At 38.3% G+C, this 19,882-nt stretch carries 18 protein-coding genes; 7 read left to right on the forward strand and 11 right to left on the reverse strand.

The window, feature by feature from the left end; all coding sequences use genetic code 11:
* Nucleotides 1-143: 143 nt before the first annotated feature.
* On the reverse strand, nt 144-7,361 hold the full coding sequence (locus H6G59_RS17600) for a type I polyketide synthase (RefSeq protein ID WP_190716669.1): 7,218 nt from the start codon (nt 7,359-7,361) through the stop codon (nt 144-146).
* Nucleotides 7,362-8,622: 1,261 nt separating this feature from the next.
* On the opposite strand from H6G59_RS17600, the gene H6G59_RS17605 reads away from it, so the two are divergent.
* The 5 genes from H6G59_RS17605 to H6G59_RS17625 all read left to right on the forward strand — a co-directional run bounded on the left by H6G59_RS17605 (nt 8,623) and on the right by H6G59_RS17625 (nt 13,179).
* The gene (locus tag H6G59_RS17605) at nt 8,623-8,946 is read left to right on the forward strand and encodes a hypothetical protein (protein WP_127053291.1); all 324 of its coding nucleotides are present in this window, start codon (nt 8,623-8,625) and stop codon (nt 8,944-8,946) included.
* Nucleotides 8,947-9,333: 387 nt separating this feature from the next.
* Nucleotides 9,334-10,533 carry an ABC exporter membrane fusion protein gene (locus tag H6G59_RS17610; protein WP_190716670.1) on the forward strand — a complete coding sequence of 400 codons (1,200 nt, stop codon included), beginning with the start codon at nt 9,334-9,336 and terminating at the stop codon, nt 10,531-10,533.
* A gap of 152 nt (nt 10,534-10,685) precedes the next feature.
* Nucleotides 10,686-11,858 carry an ABC transporter permease DevC gene (gene devC / locus H6G59_RS17615; RefSeq protein ID WP_190716637.1) on the forward strand — a complete coding sequence of 391 codons (1,173 nt, stop codon included), beginning with the start codon at nt 10,686-10,688 and terminating at the stop codon, nt 11,856-11,858.
* A gap of 11 nt (nt 11,859-11,869) precedes the next feature.
* Nucleotides 11,870-12,562 carry a DevA family ABC transporter ATP-binding protein gene (locus H6G59_RS17620; protein ID WP_190716639.1) on the forward strand — a complete coding sequence of 231 codons (693 nt, stop codon included), beginning with the start codon at nt 11,870-11,872 and terminating at the stop codon, nt 12,560-12,562.
* Nucleotides 12,563-12,981: 419 nt separating this feature from the next.
* Nucleotides 12,982-13,179: a hypothetical protein gene (locus H6G59_RS17625; protein WP_127053294.1), complete on the forward strand. Its 198-nt coding sequence runs from the start codon at nt 12,982-12,984 to the stop codon at nt 13,177-13,179.
* Between the two features lie 268 nt (nt 13,180-13,447).
* On the opposite strand, the gene H6G59_RS17630 is transcribed toward H6G59_RS17625, so the two are convergent.
* The 9 genes from H6G59_RS17630 to H6G59_RS17670 form a co-directional block, all read right to left on the reverse strand.
* The gene (locus H6G59_RS17630) at nt 13,448-14,230 is read right to left on the reverse strand and encodes a glucosamine-6-phosphate deaminase (RefSeq protein WP_190716641.1); all 783 of its coding nucleotides are present in this window, start codon (nt 14,228-14,230) and stop codon (nt 13,448-13,450) included.
* A 162-nt stretch (nt 14,231-14,392) separates the two neighbouring features.
* Nucleotides 14,393-14,695: a hypothetical protein gene (locus H6G59_RS17635; protein ID WP_190716643.1), complete on the reverse strand. Its 303-nt coding sequence runs from the start codon at nt 14,693-14,695 to the stop codon at nt 14,393-14,395.
* 153 nt (nt 14,696-14,848) lie between these two features.
* Nucleotides 14,849-15,286: an NADAR family protein gene (locus tag H6G59_RS17640; RefSeq protein ID WP_190716646.1), complete on the reverse strand. Its 438-nt coding sequence runs from the start codon at nt 15,284-15,286 to the stop codon at nt 14,849-14,851.
* A 190-nt stretch (nt 15,287-15,476) separates the two neighbouring features.
* The gene (locus tag H6G59_RS17645) at nt 15,477-15,839 is read right to left on the reverse strand and encodes a DUF6464 family protein (RefSeq protein ID WP_190716648.1); all 363 of its coding nucleotides are present in this window, start codon (nt 15,837-15,839) and stop codon (nt 15,477-15,479) included.
* 279 nt (nt 15,840-16,118) lie between these two features.
* A complete protein-coding gene (locus H6G59_RS17650; protein WP_190716650.1) occupies nt 16,119-17,468 on the reverse strand; it encodes a helix-hairpin-helix domain-containing protein in 1,350 nt (449 codons plus the stop codon).
* Nucleotides 17,469-17,600: 132 nt separating this feature from the next.
* Nucleotides 17,601-17,813 carry a type II toxin-antitoxin system HicA family toxin gene (locus tag H6G59_RS17655; RefSeq protein ID WP_071187140.1) on the reverse strand — a complete coding sequence of 71 codons (213 nt, stop codon included), beginning with the start codon at nt 17,811-17,813 and terminating at the stop codon, nt 17,601-17,603.
* Nucleotides 17,810-18,055, reverse strand: a complete 246-nt coding sequence (locus H6G59_RS17660; protein ID WP_071187138.1) for a type II toxin-antitoxin system HicB family antitoxin — start codon at nt 18,053-18,055, stop codon at nt 17,810-17,812. Before H6G59_RS17660 ends, H6G59_RS17655 begins: the two co-directional genes overlap by 4 nt.
* An 84-nt stretch (nt 18,056-18,139) precedes the next feature.
* Nucleotides 18,140-18,541: a putative toxin-antitoxin system toxin component, PIN family gene (locus H6G59_RS17665; protein WP_190716652.1), complete on the reverse strand. Its 402-nt coding sequence runs from the start codon at nt 18,539-18,541 to the stop codon at nt 18,140-18,142.
* A complete protein-coding gene (locus H6G59_RS17670; protein WP_190716653.1) occupies nt 18,534-18,752 on the reverse strand; it encodes a hypothetical protein in 219 nt (72 codons plus the stop codon). Before H6G59_RS17670 ends, H6G59_RS17665 begins: the two co-directional genes overlap by 8 nt.
* 192 nt (nt 18,753-18,944) lie before the next feature.
* Between H6G59_RS17670 and H6G59_RS17675 the strand changes: the two genes are divergently transcribed.
* Together H6G59_RS17675 and H6G59_RS17680 are read left to right on the forward strand one after the other, a co-directional pair.
* Nucleotides 18,945-19,172, forward strand: coding sequence for an addiction module protein (locus H6G59_RS17675; protein WP_190716654.1), 228 nt, complete (start codon nt 18,945-18,947; stop codon nt 19,170-19,172).
* Nucleotides 19,169-19,468 (forward strand): type II toxin-antitoxin system RelE/ParE family toxin, encoded by a 300-nt coding sequence (locus H6G59_RS17680; protein ID WP_190716655.1) that lies wholly within the window; start codon nt 19,169-19,171, stop codon nt 19,466-19,468. Before H6G59_RS17675 ends, H6G59_RS17680 begins: the two co-directional genes overlap by 4 nt.
* Nucleotides 19,469-19,493: 25 nt before the next feature.
* Here H6G59_RS17680 and H6G59_RS17685 read toward each other — a convergent pair whose 3' ends face one another.
* Complete coding sequence (locus tag H6G59_RS17685) at nt 19,494-19,796, reverse strand: XisI protein (RefSeq protein WP_190716671.1); 303 nt, start codon at nt 19,794-19,796, stop codon at nt 19,494-19,496.
* Nucleotides 19,797-19,882 lie beyond the last annotated feature (86 nt).

Below are 19,882 nucleotides of genomic sequence, written 5' to 3' on the forward strand. Positions count from 1 at the left end.
ACTAACCACAGAGACACAGAGAAGCCAGTGCATTGCGAAGGACATTTGCAGACCAAACTCTTGATTCCTCTTTGCGCCTCTGCGTCTCTGCGTGAGACAAAAAAATGCGGTTCATTTACCCAAAAATCTGCGGTTAAAAATCCTCAAATTGGTTGACTCAAAATAGTTCCCTTAGCGCCAATCATGCGATTATAAACTTGCCCTTGGCGATTGTGAGTAATGACATCAGCAATTACAGTTAATGCGGTCTGAGATTTAATTTCACAAGTGACATAAAACGTTTCACCAAAGGGGACAGATGCAAATTGTTCAAAATATTGAATCTCTGCGGGTAAACAACCTAATTGATGAAATTGTTGTGTCCAAATCCAGAGCGAATGTATCTGTACATCAGCGATATAGGGATTAAATGTCTGTACTGAAAACTGTCCCTGTTGCTGTGCTGTTGGTTGTGGTAAATAACATTCTAGGGTGAGTTGAGCGGGACTGGCATTTAATACAGATTTAACGCCTTGAAAAGTAGTTCCATGAAACAAGCTACTTGCCCCATGTTGATAAAGTAATTGATTCGTAGAGAGGAATTTCTCATCCTGTTGTAAGTTCAGGAATTCATAGTTAGGGGGAGTAGAAGTTTCCCGTTTCAGAATGATATTACTGCTGAAATGATAACGGATTTTTCCATCTGCACTCTTACTACTAATTTTAGCAGTAAATTCTATTTCTTGGTTTTCAATCTTAGCAATTTCTTGCAATTCTAGATTATATTCATTGGCTAAATTTTCATCAAACACAATTCCTTTCAAAACTTTGAAATTGGGAAAACAAAGAGCTTTATAACCAGGATACAGTTGTTCACAAGTGTTAGCCATCCACAATAATCCACAAGTAGCGGGGAGTACGGGACGACCTGCGATTACATGATCGTGTAAAAATGGATTAGCTGCTAATGTTAATTGGCGGTGAATGCGATAGTTTTTTAATTCGCTGTTTAAGGTAGTGGGGACAGAAACTAAAGGACTACCAATTACCACTTGCACAGTTTCTTGATTGTGGTTTTTTAGTTCATTAACTAACACCTGCGCGCCGACTTCTATGGGAATAGTTTCAATTCTGCGTTCTGCGAAAGCTTTCTTTAATTCTGGTGATACCATGCCACTATCCCAAGGACCCCAGTTAATCGCAACTACATGACAATCGGGGTGATTCAGTTTGATAAGATGGGCAGATTTGTTGAGGATTTCGTTAGCAATTGCATAATCTGATTGTCCGACATTACCGTAAAAACCTACTACGGAAGAAAACAGAATGAGATATTGCAGTTGGCTGGGTGGTAGACAATGCAGGAGATTTTCTAAACCCTTAACTTTGGCAGCATAAACGGTTTCAAAATCCTGAATTGATTTTTTCTCAATTCGCTTATCAGCTAAATTACCTGCACCGTGAATAATTCCAGTTATCGCTCCTAAACGTTCAATTACAGGGGCAAGTTTTTCTTGGAGTAAAACTCCTTCCGTCACATCTACACTTAAATATTCAGCTTTTCCTCCGGCTTTCTCAATCGCCTTTAGAGTATTTTGAATTTCCCGCTGGGAAGAAATTGTCTGATATTTTTTCTGCACCATTATTGGTGTTGGTTTTTCTCCTTTCGCCTGAAAATCCTCCATAATCCGCTGTTTTAGTTCAGCTTCATTTTCGCAACCTTCAGCCCATACAGGTTCTGATTCTGTACTCGAACGCCCCAAGAGGATAAATTTACATTGCGATTCTTGGGCTAATTTAATCACACATTGAGCGGTAATTCCTTTTGCGCCACCACTGACTAGAAATACTTGGTTATTGGTAATTGGTAATTGGTCATTGGTAATGGGTAATTGGCTAGGAGTATCGGCGACTAGGGTGAATCTTCCTGTTTTGCTATATCCAACTTCTGTAACTAACAGATTAGGATCTTTAAGTTCGGAGAGAATATGTTTTACTGATGTTTCCGCATCTAAATCAGGACTTAAATCACAGCAACGACAAAATACAGTTTCCCATTCTTGATTCAAACTTTTGGTAAGTCCAAATAATCCCCCAGCAATGACGCTGAAATTATTTGTACGTCCAAGTCCAAATTTTCCATCTAGACGCGCCACGGTGAGGAAAGAACTGCGTCCTTTATTTGCAGCTTGATTTAGTGGTTCTTTAAGATGTTTGGCGATTAAAAAGACATGGCGGAGAATAGTTTTTTCTGTTTCCAGATAGTGGATATTGTGTAAGGGGTGCAGGTGAATAAATGCAGCTACAGTCCCATATTGATGAGAGATATCTTCTAACTGACGTTGTAAACTTTCATCACTCCAATCAACCAACATTACCTGATCAATATTTTCAGCATTTTCAGATAATTTTGACCCCAAAGAAGGGAAACTTAAAACTACAGTTTTCCAACCCTCTGCTGTCAAAGCTGCGGCTAATTTTTCCGTGGTGGAAGAACCATCATCAGTGATTAAGGCGATATGGTTTTCAGGAATGGTAAAATCTAAAATGTCTGGTTGGGGAAGTTGCTTTAATTTCGCCGGACTGCGGAGAATCCTGTGATTCAATTCTGCTGCTTTTACATTCTGCGTTGCTTCCGTCACCAATTCTGTTTTATCAAGTTCGGCTAATTGTTGATCAAAAACTCTCCGCGTCTCCGTGTCTCCCTGTCCCCGTGTCACCCCTAATGATGGGTTTTCAACCGCAGATGATACTCTCGTTCCCTGATTCTGGACATACTCGACAATTTGACCCAAGGTACGCAATTGTCCTAATTCTTCTGGGTTTGGTTTAGGTAAATCGGGGTAAAGTTCTAGCAAACTACCGAGAATTTCTACCCTTTTAATCGAATCAATTCCCAAATCTGCTTCAATATCCATTGACAGTTCTAACATTTCTGCTGGATAACCTGTCTTATCACTGACAATGTTCAAAAGAACATTACTCAAGTCTGCGGGTATAGTTGTTGCTGGTTGATTTACCGTTACCTGTGGCGGGGGTTCGGGGATTTGGCGGTCATTTTCAATTCCTTCGTGAGGAATTTCAACTAACATCTGTGCGGGAGAAATAGTTGCTTCGGAAACCTCTATTTGATAATTAGGTAAGTCTCGCACTTGAGTTTGTATATACTCGACAATTTGACTCAAGGTGCGTAATTGTCCTAATTCTTCTGGGTTTGGCTTGGGTAAATCAGGGTAAAGTTCTAGCAAACCACCGAGAATTTCCACCCGTTTAATCGAATCAATTCCCAAATCTGCTTCAATATCCATTGACAGGTCTAGCATCTCTGCGGGATAACCTGTTTTATCACTGACGATGTTGAGTAGAGTTGGGCTGAGGTTAGAAACATCAATACTGTGGGGTGTTGTGGGGACTACGGTGATAGTTGCGATTTCTTCTGCTTCTACATGATTACCATTGTGGGATTTTGACTCTAATATCAAGTCCGGTTGATTAGTGATAATTTCCGTATTTGCGGAGAAATTGCTAAACTCTGTTTCCCCCTGTTCCCTGCTGTCTTGATGATCAGCATTTAACCGGGTATGATATAACTCTTCCTGTTCTGAGGGAGGTGATATTGTGGTGATGTTGTATGTAATGTCTCTGCATTCTGGCTGTGGTTGAGAAGTATCATCTGCAAGCAACACCTGATAATGTTGCTGAATGAGTTGGAAGTAGTTGTGTGTGTATTCTTGCTGATAGTTGAGATATTGTTGGTGAATGTGGAGGGTGTCGGCTTGATGCTCATGAAACTGCATTATGCTACGCTCAGAACTAGCGATCGCAGTTTGTTGTGTTTTGATCTGCTCTGGCGTTACTTGATTATTTTCCCATAAGGTATGCTGCTGTTGCATTAACTGGACAAAGTTTTTGGTGTACTCTGTCTGATTTGTTAAAGATTGTTCATGAACGTGCATGATGTCACGTTGTTGGCGATTGAACTCTTTTAAGGAATACTCTAAACTATCAATAACTCGTTCGTAGTTCTGCGGTTGAATTTCCACTCTGTCCAATTTGTGGTTATTTACAGATTTACCATTTCCGTTAGCTGGTTCTAAATGCTGTCCGTTATTTACAGATTTACCATTTCCGTTAGCTGGTTCTAAATGCTGTCCGTTATTTACAGATTTACCATTTCCGTTAATTGGTTCTAAATGATGTCCATTATTTACAGATTTACCATTTCCGTTAATTGGTTCTAAATGCTGTCCGTTATTTACAGATTTACCATTTCCATTAACTGGTTCTAATTGCTGTCCATTATTTACAGATTTACCATTTCCATTAACTGGTTCTAATTGCTGTGGTGTGGCTGGTTGGGCGTTAACTATATGCCCATTTTGCAGTGCTTTGGTAAATGCTTGTTGAGTTTTGTCATTCAAATTAGTGCTATTCAACCGCACATTCAAAACCTTCTTTTGATCAACTTCCGGGATTTTAGTAGTAATTTGGTAGGGATCGAGGTTTTGCAAAGGTAATCCAGCTACTCGCAACTGTATTACTGCTTCTCGTAAAGTGCGATCATCGTCGCTGCTATTCTTACTTGGATTCCCATTTAAAGCCACAGCTAGATGTGGTTTTCCACTCAAAATATCTTTCACCAACTTGGTAAGAATGTTTTTTGGGCCAAATTCCACAAAACAATACCCACCAGACTCATAAAGATTCTCAATTTCCTGCTGGAACAATACCTGATTTAGCAAATGTTCCTTGAGGATTTTTTGAATTGCTGGGGCTTCATTGGAGTAACATCCGCCTGTGACATTGGTATAAACTGGAATTTGTGGAGCGTTGAAAGTCACCTTTTCAATTGCTTTAGCAAAAGGTTTCTGTGCATGGGCTACCAATGGCGTGTGAAAAGCTGCGGAAACTCCCAGTAAAACAGTAGAAAAACCCTTCTGGTTGAGAAAATCCTGCACTTGGGCAATTTCGGTCTTTTTCCCAGCCAATACTACCTGACGCTGAGAATTGCAATTAGCGATCGCAATTTGGGGGAAATTCTGAATTAATTCTGTCACCTGAATGACATCCCCTTGTACCGCTAACATCCCTCCCGCATCAAATTGAGAATCTGCGGGTGCAGCCATCGCTTGTCCCCTAGCTTTCACTAAGAACAAGTAATCCTCCTCACTCAACACACCCCCAGCCCACAAAGCCGTCAATTCTCCAAAACTATGACCGGCAACAAAATCCGGCTTAAACCCAGCTTGTTGTAATATCTTGTACAACCCGGCACTAAAAGCACCAATTGCAGGCTGTGCATATTCCGTCATTTGCAATGCTGCTAATTGACTGGCTTTTTGTGTTGTATCAAACACTGGTGGCGGAAAAACTACCTCGGATAGGGGGCGTAACCCATCTTCACACAACAAGTTATCCATGTGAGCATAGATTTGACGCAAGTAAGGAAAGTTAACTGCAACTTCCCTCCCCATTTCTAAATATTGGGAACCTTGCCCAGAAAATAAAGCCACAACTTTACCTGAAGTTTCTATCCCCCTTTGGCGGTAGTAAATTCTTTTCGGATGTTCCCAAGATTCGGCTTCTGGCTTGTTTTTTAGCGAGTCAATAATAATCTGCAAAAATTCTCCAGCTTGTGTCAAAGAATCAGCGACAAAGCCGACTCTGGCATGGTTAACAGGAATTTTCACAGATTCACATTCTGTAATTAATTCTGCATAATGCCGTTCTTTGTCCTCTGATTGCAACTTTTGTTGCATATCTAAACAGCGAGATAATAACTCTGGAGTTGTGGGTGCAAATAACAGTATTGATTTGGCAGTATTGTGTAAACGATAGGAGTGATTATGTTCAGGTTCGTATTCTTCCAAAACGACGTGATAATTAGTTCCCCCAAAGCCAAAAGCACTCACCCCTGCCCGTCTGGGTTGGTTAGTAATCCAAGGTCTGGTTTCTGTATTTAAATAAAATGGAGAAGTCTCAATATTCAGCTTTGGATGTGGTTGAGTAATGTTAATTGTGGGTGGTAATACTTTGTGATGTAATGCTAAAGCAGTTTTAATCAGACTTGCTGCACCCGCTGCGGCTTTGGTATGTCCAATTTGGGATTTAACAGTTCCCAAAGCAATATATTGTTTTTTGGGATTGTTTTCCCCAAAAACTTGTTTGATAGAACTGAATTCTGTAGGATCTCCCACCATCGTTCCCGTACCATGTGCTTCCATTAAACCCACACTCGACGGTGAAAATCCCGCATCTTCATAAGCACGGTGTAAGGCTTTAACTTGTCCTTCCGAACGCGGTGCATAGATACTTTTATACCTGCCATCGCTAGAAGTGCCAATGCCTTTAATAACTGCATAGATGCGATCGCCATCTCGTTGGGCATCTTCTAAACGCTTGAGTACCAACATTCCTACCCCTTCTCCCAACATCATCCCATCGGAATTGACATCGAAGGGTTTGACGTTTTCACCAGGAGAAACTGCGGGTGTTTTACTAAAACACATATAGGCCAAAATGGAGTTATCGGTGTCAACGCCACCTGTGATCATCATATCGGCACGATGTTCAACTAACTCGCTAATTGCCATTTTCAACGCACCCAGGGAACTAGCACAAGCTGCATCAACTACGCAGTTTAGCCCTCCTAAGTCGAGGCGATTGGCGATACGTCCAGAAATGACGTTAGCTAGCATACCAGGGAAGGCGTTTTCTTCCCATTGCACATATGCACTTTGGATTTTGGCAATGATTTTTTGGGTGTCTTCGGCTGATAAACCGCTGTTTTTGAGGACTTTTTCCCAAACTGGATATTGTAACCTGGTGCTGAGAGGGATTGCTAATTGTCTACCAATGGCTACTCCTAAGACTACCCCAGTGCGATCGTAAATATCCCGGTTCAACTGTTGAGATTCCCCATAACCAGCATCTTCCATTGCTGCTTTCGCAACTACCAAGCCCAGTAACTGGGAAATATCCGTCACTTCTAAGATATTGGGAGGTAAGCCAAATTCCAGCGGATTAAAATCAATATCGGGAATAAATCCGCCCCGTTTACAGTAAGTTTTATCCGGTGTCTTCGGGTTGGGATCATAATAATCATCTATACTCCAACGAGAAGGAGGAACATCAGTAATACAATCAACTTTTTGAATAATCTTGTCCCAATATTCCTGTAAATTTTTTGATTGGGGAAATATAGAAGCCATGCCAATAATTGCAACATTAGTTTGCCGCAACTTTGCATTAATTTTACTGAGATTATTTGTGTTTTCCGGCATATATTTTTTGACCTTAATCAGCTTAAGCAGAGCTTTTTCACAATCGCTAATTTCCGATTGCAATTGTGCGAACGCAGCTTCAAATTGGCAAGCAGCCATGACTATATCTTCACTATTTTGCTCGTGCAATGTAGAGGGACTGAGATAGTTGTTATCTCTTGTCATCGCAACTATTAAAATTTAGTAACTAGAGACAACAATTTTCTCTCACTAAATAATTACTTATTGATTGTTAGCTGAAATTTGGTAAAATGCATCGCTTGGCGGCTCAAGCTGAGATAGCTTTATGCGGAAAACTTAATCTTCTTCCCTGTTTCATTCCTGAAATTGCCGCTTGGGTTTATATTAAACTGGTGACAAAACTTTTGCAACTCTTATGCAACTTAGATGCAACTAAATAAAGTTGTACAAACTCTAAAGTTACTAGAGCTATCTCCGGGAGATATTTCCTAATCCAATACTTATCAAGTATTAACTAATATCGCTCACTTTTTAATAATGTTGCATTGATAAAATATATTCTTCATTTAAGATTATCAAAATCTTCATAATTAGAATTAACCAATATATTGCTTGATATTAATTAGCTATATGAATCATAAATGAGTAGGGTGGGCATTGCCCACCACACCCTTATTGAGATGAGAAGTTGCAAAATGTGAATATAGAAATTTTCCTCAAATTTATAACCTGGGATAGGTGTTATTGATTAAAAACAATATATAGTGGTGAGATTCTTAATTTGGCAAGCATTCTGAATCCTGACTCATAAATTTTTGATAAGATTCTGTAAATTACTGCTATAAATAACCAAATCGTGCATCTATCTTTAGTTAATATTTAATTTCTAGCTTTTACATTTATTAACTAGTTAATTGCTGCCAAAAAAAGTTCTTTATTTCCAAGCTAAAAGTGAAAATTGATGTAAAGTTCATAACTAGTTATTATGTCTAAAGTATGAAAAAAATGTATTTTTAATAAAAAAATCAGCAGTTTTTAAATATATAAGTAACAAATATAAATCAAGTTGAATAGCAAATAATCATTTGGCACAATTACCCGCAACATTCAGCTAGACATATCACTGATTATTTATGAAAAAAATTGTTGCATATGGGTTGAAATTGAGTATTAATCAGTTTATTGTTTGTGGTTGAATAATGTAAATCCATGCTGTTGTTTTAAGGCAGTGGGTAGATACAGAGTTAGGTAGAATCAATATATAAATTCACCTGATTAATTCATCACTCTATCCACTCTTATCCGTGCGGTACTCTAGCACAACTTTATGTAATTTAACCGTATTGCGTTGAGCTTTTTGCAAAATTGGACTTACAAGAAACTATAAGGGCTTGCTGGCATGAGACTATCTGAACTAGATCCACTCATACCGCTAAATGAGTTGAGAGAAGAACTTCTCAAATTACCAAAAGGCTACTCATTTTATGAAGACGAATTGGTAGATTTTCTATCACGGCGAAGATGGACTGAAAGCAATCGCCGGATTGATAGAACAACTTTCTGGCGGTGGCGCAACGACAATGGTATTGAGCATCAAAAAGTATTCAGCCGATTAGATATCCTCAAACTCTGTCAAATTTGTGATCATTATCGTGTAGATGGAACTCGCAACGAATACTTAGCAATTGTCAAAAAGAAAAAAGAAGTGATGCTCAATAAATAACTATGCATCTTGGTGGTGCAAAAATACTAAATAGCTCTACTGACAGTCGATGAAGCTCATACCAAATTGGGATTTTAGATTTTGTACTAACTGTCTTCACTAATAGACTGTTATGGAAATCTCAAGCAATACTAACTATCCTAATTTGGTATCAGGGACAGATGGATAATTTTATGATTTATCCATCTTCCTAGCTTTATCTTTGCCAAATTTGCCAAATATTTAAAATCGAATCGAATCGAATTTAATCGAACCGAATCGAACCGACGTTATCAGGGAATGCTATCGAGTGTACTTCTTTGTCTCAATCAAAGAGATAAAGAACTTATGTCAACCCCTGCGGGGGAGCTAAACGACGTGCTAATTGCTAATTTAAAAGGCAAAATTATGGTACACAAAGACAAGCAGTCATTAACAAAACCTGTAGGTTGGTTATCGATAACTTTGGCAATTGCTACATCTGTAGCTACTGTTGCAGTATCTATCTACAGCTTTCCACGGTTTCATTTTACTTCTAAATCCAATTCTCCAATTCCTCCTAGCAATTCTACTCCTACAGTGACTGCTGTTGCTGCATTAGGACGTTTAGAACCTGAAGGAGAAATTATTAGATTGTCGGCACCAAATTCTGAAGGAGGAGGTGTTAGAGTTGCCAAACTTCTGATCAATAAAGGTGACAAAGTCCGACAAGGACAAGTGGTAGCAATTCTTGATAGTTACGCTCCTAATATTGCCGCCTTAGAAAAAGCCAAAGGACAAGTACAAGTTGCCCAAGCCAGTCTTAAGCAAGTAGAAGCAGGAGCAAAACAAGGTGATATTTATGCTCAAAAAGCAACAATTGCTCGCTTAGAAGCTGAATTGCGCGGAGAATATTCTACCCAAAAAGCAACAATTGCTCGTCTAGAAGCTGAGTTGCAAAATGCAGAAACAGAGAATCAGCGATATCAAAAATTATATCAAGAGGGTGCTATTTCCGCTTCTGATACAGATACCAAACGCTTGCGAAGGGATACAGTACAACAGCAACTCAATGAAGCCAAAGCTGCCCTCAACCGAACTGTAGAAACTCTTCAAAAACAGTTAACGGAAGGTCATGCTAGACTTAGGAGTATTGAGGAAATTCGTCCCACTGATGTGCAAGCAGCACAAGCTGATGTTGAAAGTGCAAAAGCATCAGTTAAACAAGCGCAAGCAGAGTTAGATTTAAGTTCTATCCGCTCACCCATTGATGGTCAAGTCCTGAAAATTAATGCTTGGCCAGGAGAAATAATTGGTAGTAATGGTATAGCTCAATTAGGTCGCACTGACCAGATGTATGTAGTAGCAGAAGTCTACGAAACTGATATTAAAAAAGTGCGTTTAGGTCAGTCGGCTATCATTACTGGTGATGCTTTTACAGGAAATTTAGGGGGAACAGTTACAGATATCGGTTTGCAAGTTGGCAAACAGAATATCTTCAATAATAATCCTGGAGCAGATACGGATAACAAAATAATAGATGTCAAAATTCGCATCGATAATCCAACAGATAACCAACGAGTTGCCGCATTAACTAATTTACAGGTGCAGGTAGTAATTAAGGTATAAACTCTGTTGGTAATTAATATTAATACCCATGTCAAAACTGTACGGTTAAACAGTTTCAAATTTTAAATTGGAAAAGGTTAAAGTTTTTTCTATTTCCCTACGCTGTAATCAGTATTAGACAAATATAGTCTAAACTCTCAGAGGTTTTAAACATGATTCTCAATATTCCTCTCGCTTGGCTACAATTAGCCAAACAACGAGTGCGCTTTTTAGTGGCTTTAGCAGGGATTGCTTTTGTTGCTGTTTTAATGTTTATGCAAATCGGCTTTCAGGATGCTCTCTATGCTAGTGCTACACAGTTACATAAGAATCTCCAAGGCGATTTATTTATCATTAGCGCTCAGTATAAATCTTTGACTTCTAATCAAAGCTTTTCTCGCAGTCGCTTATACCAGACATTAGCCTTTGCTGGTGTCGAATCAGTTAATCCTTTATATGTGCAGTTTGCCAAGCTCAAAAATCCACTTAATGGTCGCAAGTATCCTATATATGTGCTAGGTTTTGATCCGGTAAAATCAATCTTTAAATTACCAGAAGTTCAGGATAATTTTAAATTATTGCAAATACCTGATCAGGTGTTTTTCGACCGTGCTTCTCGTCCAGAGTTTGGTCCAATTGCTCAATATTTCCAGCAAAAGCAACCTATGAATCTGGAAATCTTTAGTTATCAGGGCTTGGTTGGTTATAAAGTTAAAGTCAGTGGCTTATTTAGTCTTGGGCCGTCTTTTGGTGTTGATGGAAATTTGATTGTTAGTTCGTCTACTTTCATGCGAATCTTTGAAGGACGTTCAGCCGAAAAAATAGATATAGGTATAATTAACCTCAAACCTGATGCAGATCCGCAAGCAGTATTGGCAAATTTATCAGCCAAGTTACCAAAAGATGTGATGATTATCACTCGCAAAGATTTTATTGATTTTGAAAAACAATATTGGACTCTGAGAACACCTATTGGTTTTGTGTTTAACTTGATGGTATCTATGGGTTTTGTGGTTGGTGTCATTGTTGTTTATCAAATACTTTATAGTAATGTATCTACGCACATTGTGGAATTCGCCACTCTCAAGGCCATGGGTTTTAAAAATAAATATCTCTTGATTGTAGTTTTTCAACAAGCTTTGATTTTAGCAGCCTTGGGTTACATTCCTGGCTTTGCTATATCTCTGGGACTTTATGATGTTGCGAAAAATGCAACTAAACTACCAGTTCAGATGGATATAAACAAAGCATTTATAGTGTTTGTATCAGCGATTTTAATGTGTTTAATTTCCGGCTTTTTCTCTACGAATAAACTACGCCAAGTAGATCCAGCAGAAATTTTTTAAACCGATTAAAAATGTTGCAATCAAACTTCCTTTTAGAAATTTCCAACCTCAATCAATATTTTGGTAAAATCACATTACGCGACCAGATTTTATTTGACATTAATTTGACAATTAATTCTGGAGAAATTGTGATTATGACCGGGCCTTCTGGTTCGGGTAAAACGACTTTATTAACTTTAATTGGCGCTTTGCGTTCTGTGCAAGAGGGAAGTCTAAAATTTATTGGACAGGAATTATTTGGAGCCAGCAATAACAAGTTAGTGGAAGTGCGTCGCCAAATTGGCTATATTTTTCAAGCTCACAATTTACTAGATTTCTTGACAGCTAGACAAAACGTACAAATGTCGCTGGAACTACAACAAAATATTTCTGAATGGGAAGCTCGTAAACAATCAGAAGCTATGCTCCAGGCTGTGAAATTGGAACATAGAGTTAATTACTACCCATCTGATCTTTCAGGAGGACAAAAACAACGTGTAGCTATTGCTCGTGCTTTAGTTAGTCATCCCAAATTAGTCTTAGCTGATGAACCTACTGCGGCTTTAGATAGTAAATCAGGAAGAGATGTTGTTAACCTTATGCAAGCACTGGCTAAGGAGCAGAGTTGTGCGATTTTAATTGTCACTCATGATTACCGAATTCTAGATATTGCTGACCGCATTATTCATATGGAAGATGGTCGGCTCATTAAACAGGTTTCATAACTACAGCAGAATTCAGGAGTCAGGAGACGCTTCGCAGACCTCCGGTTCAGGAGTAAAACTGGCTTGGTATCTAGGTTTCAATTTTGATTCTGTACCTCATTGATCTGCAATCTGCTGTAAATATACCAATACTTCTTTCTCGGAATTAACAATCAAAAATTAACAATTAAATATTTAAAAAGGAGATCATACAAGCTTTTGAGGAATTTTTCATTGTAGGTTGATTTACACCGTTGTGTACTAGGTAAAAGCTTGATTATCTATCAAGGTATTTCTCAAGGGTAAAATTATATCTGCTTTAAGTATGAGGCGATGATTTCCTTGGTCAGGGAAAATAGGGACAATATCAGCAGTGTCCTGATGTTTGCGTATTAACAAAGCAAACTTGAATTCAGGTATTTATGTAGGTTATGTTGATTATGGTGCAAGATTTGATGGTTTGTCTACAGGAAGCAACTTTATACTTTATATTTAAAAGGTCTTGGATTCCTAAACATCCTGATGAATGTTTTGTAAATCCCCCCTGCGGCTGTGTTCATCCTGGACAAGAACTTAAATGTGAAGAATGTTCCCATCTGGAAGCTTGCTTGTCTGCTTGGAAGCTCAATAATGACTGAATTAAATAATTCGTAATTCGTAATTCGTAATAGTGCCTACGGTCCCGCTAGGGATACGTAATTAAGTTTTGTAATGGGGATTTAACCCCAACACAAAACTTACCGGTTATGGAACCGGGGGACTTAAACCCACGGTATTTGGTTAAAAATTGAAAATTGAAAGTTAAAAATGAATAAAATAACTTACAGCAGATTTCAGGTCGCAAGATGTACAAAATTTAAGAACAAAGCCATATAACAAGAGAGTTTCTAGCCTATTCCCTATTCCCTATTCCCTGCTGTGTAACAAGTTAGCAGAATTTACGTCTAAAAATAAGGTTGCTTGAGGTTGTTTCCGCAAAATAGAAGCCGGACAATTTGTGGTAATAGACCCGTGCAATATCTCTTTTACTATTTTTGCTTTGCGTGTATCTGGTGCTAGGCAGATGATTTTCTTAGCTGCACAAATCATGGGGATAGTAACAGTAAATGCGTATTGGGGGACGGTTTCTAAATTGGGGAACTGTCCTGTATTCACTTGCTGGAGACGATTGACTCTATCAAGTTTTACCAGTTTAACTCTAGCGGGATCTTGAAAATTGGCTACTGCTGGGTCGTTAAAAGCCAAGTGTCCATTTTCGCCAACACCAAGACAGCATAAGTCAATTGGTTGAGCTTGCAGAAGTTTTGTGTAGCGATCGCATTCTGCTATAGGTTCTAATGTATCACCCTCTATATAGTAAAATTCATGAGGAAACACCCGTTGCTCGACACGCTCTCGCAAATAACGCCGGAAACTAGCAGCATGGTCAGCTGTAATTCCCAAATATTCATCTAAATGGAATAAGGTCGTTCTTGACCAATCTATCCCACCTAAGGCGATTAAAGCATCGAGAAATTTGAGTTGAGAGTTTCCTGTAGCTAATAACACAGCAACTGTATCCTGTTGCTGAAGGAGTTGCTGTAAATACTGCTGTGCGATTTCGGCAACATCTTGCGCCATTTCTGCTTCAGAGTTGTAAATCTGCACTAGGAGATCATCGACACGAAAAGGTGGTGTAGCGACTGGCATTTGCTTCTACAAAAGATAATTCATTCCTAAGCATTCAGCAGTCAGTGTTTAGCCTCATAGTTTTTATTCTAACTCATGAAGTTAAAAGGAATTAGGACAAAAACCCTATCTTAGACCTATTAATCATGAGTAATCAGTTTTTCTTGTTACCCTCTCATTTTGTCATTTATTAATGGGAGTTTTGCTTTGCCATACTTGTTCAAATTCTGTTTTGGAAATTTCAAATTCTTCGATATTTCCATCATCTATTTTTTTATCGCATAGCATCCCATGATCATCGGAAAAATGGCTACTATCATAGAATAATACGTTGCCATTTTCATAAACTTCTATTTGTCTGCGGGCATATAAATCGCCACCAATTTCCATAAAGTAGGTACTAGTACCCCAAGCATCATAGTCACCGCCAAGAGTGACATCCCAGAACCATTTGTAATATTTCTTGACTTTTTGTAATGTAGACATAGTATTTATACTCCTAATACGGTGATTACTACTTTAAATTTTATGATTTACCCAACAACCTATTAAATACCTATTTAACAGATTAACTACGGCCAAGAGTGACGGGAATAAGAATATTATACTTGAAAGTTAGCAATGTTTCTAGAGTAGGTATTAGCCATTGCGTAGTAGCTCTCTTATTTCCATTAAAATTATGCCCAGCATATTTTTACCACTACCATCAGATCCACATCCCCAATAATAGTCTATGGGCGAATTTTCAACTAGTTCTTGATTGCCTGTAGAAAGGAGAATTTCTCGAATATCTGAGTGGCTGGAAAATTTACATAGCAATGCTTTCCGCATGATATCGTCTTTCACTTGTTCCCAATCTGAACGCAGGGGACGATTTCTTTGTCTGCCCATTCTTGCTGCATCCTTTGGTGTTTTGACGAGGCGAATTTGTTCGCTATGGGGTGTACCAATAAATTTTTGTGCTTGAAAGTAATGTTCGCTAGTAGCCCAATATAAATCATCTAGAGTAAAGCCGTGTGGAGAGAAGTTAGAAAAACAACCATATTCCTCACGAGTGCTGTAAAAGTAGATTGTCATAGAATTTTTACATTAACTGTCCATTTGGAATTGAGAATATATAAATCAGCAGCGAGAAAACTTGTGCTAATTTAGTCGGAATTGTGCAAAATTTTGATGTTTTAAGCTCGTTTTTGACTAGGAGTAGACAACTGCATAAGTCAACTATTAAAAATTCCTAAAAAGCTTGTGTCATCTGCTTTTTAAATTTTTAATTTTCAATTTTTAATTCTGAGAAAGCGGTACTAGCTAATTCTTTGGGTTCATAGTGACGGCAGTCTTGACAAGGACCGCTGGGATTGACAGCACAACGGATGTAACCAGAGCGAGCATTAAATTGGCAACTAATATCGCCTACTAAATAACCTACACCTTCTAGATAATAGCGATCACCTCCGATGCTGCGCGGAGTGCGATCGCCCTCAACAGGTCGGATGTAGGGTTGCATCTGTGAATAGTTTAGAGCTATTTGTCTGGTGCGTGCGCGTGTCCGCGTCTGGGTTCTGCGAATCACCCACAAGGAGAATAGGGACGGTAAGAATCCAATGGTAATCAACAAAAGTGTTCTTAACACCTTAATATTTACCTCAATTTTTCTCTAATTAATATTTTCCTCAATTTAACTAGCATAACTGTTACATCATCGGAGATGACGATTTTTATCAGGAAAGGCAGAGGGCTGTCTTGCTGGAGGCAGAAGGGAATGCTGGCTCCTGTCCCTCTGCCCGTGACCGTAGGGAACAAGGGTCTAAAACCCCGCCGTCTACACGGCGCTTACAATTGGGAGGGGTCTGAATCTCCAACCAAAATTGTTCCTTCTGCCCTCTGCCCTCTGCCTCCTGCCTTCTTCAAGTTAATTATCTGTCAGTTGTTTGACGTGAGCATTAAATCTAGCATTTTGTAGGACTTGTTGAGTTGTGGCTGAATCTTGTACCCAAAACTGCTTTCCGAACCGCACCAATTGACGATTGTTTCCTGCTTGAATAATGCCAATTACTGGTACTTTGGCTTTATCTTTATCTCCTGATTGTTCCTTTAGAATTGATCGCAGTCGATGCTGGACTTCAATAGTACCTGCTTCCTGTGGATTTAATTCAACCATTACCATCTGGACTTTTTCCACTGGTTCTGCGTCTTCCACTATAAATTGAGTTTGCTCATCGCGTCGGTCTACTTTACCCCAAATTATTAATCTGTCCTCAACTTTCAGTACTGAGCTAACACGTTCATAATTTTTGGGGAAGACAATTGCTTCTGATGATGCAGTTAAATCTTCTATTTGTAAAATTGCCATTGGATCACCTTTTTTAGTCACCACTTTTTTGACATTGTTAAGTATGACAACGGCACAAAGCATTATATTCTCTTTTTGTTCCCCAAGCTGTGCAAGGTTTATTGGTGCAAGCAGTGAAGAGGATTGCTTGATATCTTTGAGTGGGTGAGCCGATACATAAAAGCCTAATAGTTCTTTTTCTAATCGCAACTTTTCTTGTTGTGGAAAATCATGAGTTGGTTCAGCTTTGGGAGCAGATTCAAAAGCATTTTTGGCTGGTTGATTATTAGTTGCAAATCCACCACCCATTAAATCAAATAGATTTCCCTGTCCACTGGCTCTATCTTTAGCGCGAGATTGCGCCCAATCATAGACTAATTCTAAGTCTCGAATTAATTGTTGGCGGTTAGATTCAATTTTGTCAAAGGCTCCACATTGAATCAGTGATTCCAAAGTCCGACGGTTAACAGCACGTAAATCAATGCGATCGCAAAAATCGCCCAGGGATTTAAATTCTCCACCTTCTGCTCTTGCTTCTAAAATCCCCGCGATCGCATTTTGTCCGACGTTACGCACTGCGGAAAATCCAAATAAAATCTTTCCTTCTGCGGGTGTAAAATCCAACCCAGAGCGATTAATATCTGGTGGATCTATCTGAATACCCATACTCATGCAGTTGTTAAGATATTTCTGCACTTTGTCGGTGTCACCACTGTTAGCTGTTAACAGCGCCGCCATATATTCTAGCGGGTAATTGGCTTTTAAGTATGAAGTTTGATAAGTTACGTAAGCGTAGGCAGTAGAGTGGGATTTGTTGAAGCAATTAGAGGCGATTAAACCATTTTTGATGGCAAAATTATGGTCACGCTCAACCCCAATGTCATAGACATTTTCTTTGCCAACGTAATTTCGTGTAATTATTTTAACCATATTACTTAGCTTTTGAAAATTTGTTTATTTACTGATGTCAGGTTAACAATTATGATTTCTATTATACTAACTGAGTAAATTGGGTCAGGAAAACTTTACAAACAAAGATTTATCCCATTAAATAATAACTTGTTATGCCTCTTCAAACTCAGACCATTCAATTCCTAGTTGTTTGATAGCTGCTCGTAATGTTCCTAGTTTTAAATCGCGACCACTCCAATCAGGGATTACAGTTGATTTCTGAGTAATTGGATTAAACCACTTCCTATGTGAACCTCCACCACGTCTGGGGATTTCTTCACACCCAAGCCTAGATAATTTCTTAGCAACTTCTCTATAGTTCATCTGATGGAGATAATTGTTTCTATCAAAGCTGGTGAGGTTTGGTCTACAGATTGTAGGTTGTGAGGAAGTTCTTTACCTAAATCTTCATACATTTCCAGAACTGCTTCAAAGGCATCTTTTACATTGGCTAAAACCTCATCCATAGAATCGCCTTCAGTGATTAATTCTGGTAATAGTGGAGAAGTTACGGTGAAACCTCCTTCGGGTTGAGGTGTAAGTAGTAGTGGAATTTTGTAGAACATAAAAATTTTGTTATTGTTGAGTTTATTATATTTTAGGTCAAGGTTAGAATGAGCGATCGCATTTTATTATAAATCTGAGAAAGCTTATAAAAATTGCGTGGCGGTAATAATATCAACTCCTCTAAAGGGATGCAGTTGTAATAAATCTTTATCTCCTGTAATGATATGAGTTGCATTACCATTAATAGCGACTTCCAGAAATTTGTCATCTTTTGGATCTCTACACTTTTGGATAATCTGATTTGTTATAACTTGTTCTGCTTCTAGTTTTAATTTAGCTAAAAATTGAGTACGAATATTAACAGATATATATTTATCAAATTTTGAACGATTCAGAATTTCTAGCAATTCTTGAAAAGTCGCCTCTGAAAATAAAATTATTCCTAAATTTTTGGCTTTTTTGAATGCCACATCTGGAACAGAGGACTGAATCAAGACGGCACTAACCAAAATGTTTGTATCAATAACAAAACGTAATTTATCCATTCTGGAGAATATCATCTAAAATTTCTTGAGTTAACCCCTTATTTTTTGCTTGTTCTTGCATTTCTGCAATGATTTCATCTAGGGATTTTTCTTGAATAATTAATTTCAGCAAATCATTGACAATAGTTTGTATTTTTTGCTGTTTCTGTGGTTCTGCTTCTTGATAAGCTTTGGCAACTTCAGCATCTACTTGAATAGCAATTGTTTCCATATTTTTATAGTCAATAAATTACATTTGTTTTATTATAGCATTCAATACCCAAAGGACGATAAACGAGTATGTAGCGTGGCGAGTTACATAACAGCATAACCGTATGTTGCCTGATATCAGTCAGTATAACCACAACATTCAAAACCTCCAATGTTATAAGATAGATAAAAGCTCACCACTCACTATCTACTCATGAGTTCCCATCCCCTCTTAAAATTTGACATTTCTGAACTCAGCATTGCAGAACGTATCCAACTTGCTGAAGATTTATGGGACAGCATCTTAAAAGAGCAAGAGGAATTACCCTTGAGTCAAGCACAACAACAAGAATTAGATCGACGGTTAGAAAATTACAAAAAAAATCCTACAAATGGTTCTAGTTGGGAAGAAGTTAAAAATCGGTTAGGCTTCTCCCAATGAACTATAACCTGATTATTCAGCCAGAAGCAGAATACGATATCCAAAATGCTTTTGAGTGGTATGAATCCCAAAATCCAGGTTTGGGTTCGGAATTTGTGCGTGCTGTTGATGCTTGTCTGTCTGGAATTGGAAGACAACCCCTTGCTTACCAAGTCATCTACAAACAGGTAAGAAGAGTATTAATCCGCCGATTCCCTTATGTAATTCTCTACGTTTTTGACCAAGATACTGTTTTTGTATTTGCTTGCTTCCATGTAAAACGCAATCCAAAACAGTGGTTAGATAGAATTGAATAAAATTTATTTTTGTCCTAAAAGGACTTTATCTCACAGCGTATCCTGTATGCGTCCTCACATTTTCCGGGTGAAACCCTAAGACAATTTTATCTTTAGGAATTCCTGCCGCTTCTAATTCATAAGTAACACCATCTTCTGTATCATCTCTTTGTACCCAAATTTTGCCATCAATAATGTCAAGATGAACTAAGCAACCGTGAATTCTTTTATGACCCTGCCAACCCAAAGTTAGTAATAAATAACTATTATTTTCTTCATCAAAAACTGGTTTACATTCAATCACACCATAAGAATAAGGAATTTGTGTATAAGGTAAGCTGTTGTGCAGCTAGATTGTATAATAGAGAATTAAGTAACTAAGCGATAGCTTCTGAGTTATGCCAGCAAAAAACCATCTGTCTAAAGAACAGAGAG

This window comes from Anabaena lutea FACHB-196 (genome assembly GCF_014698305.1).
Lineage (GTDB): Bacteria > Cyanobacteriota > Cyanobacteriia > Cyanobacteriales > Nostocaceae > Anabaena > Anabaena lutea.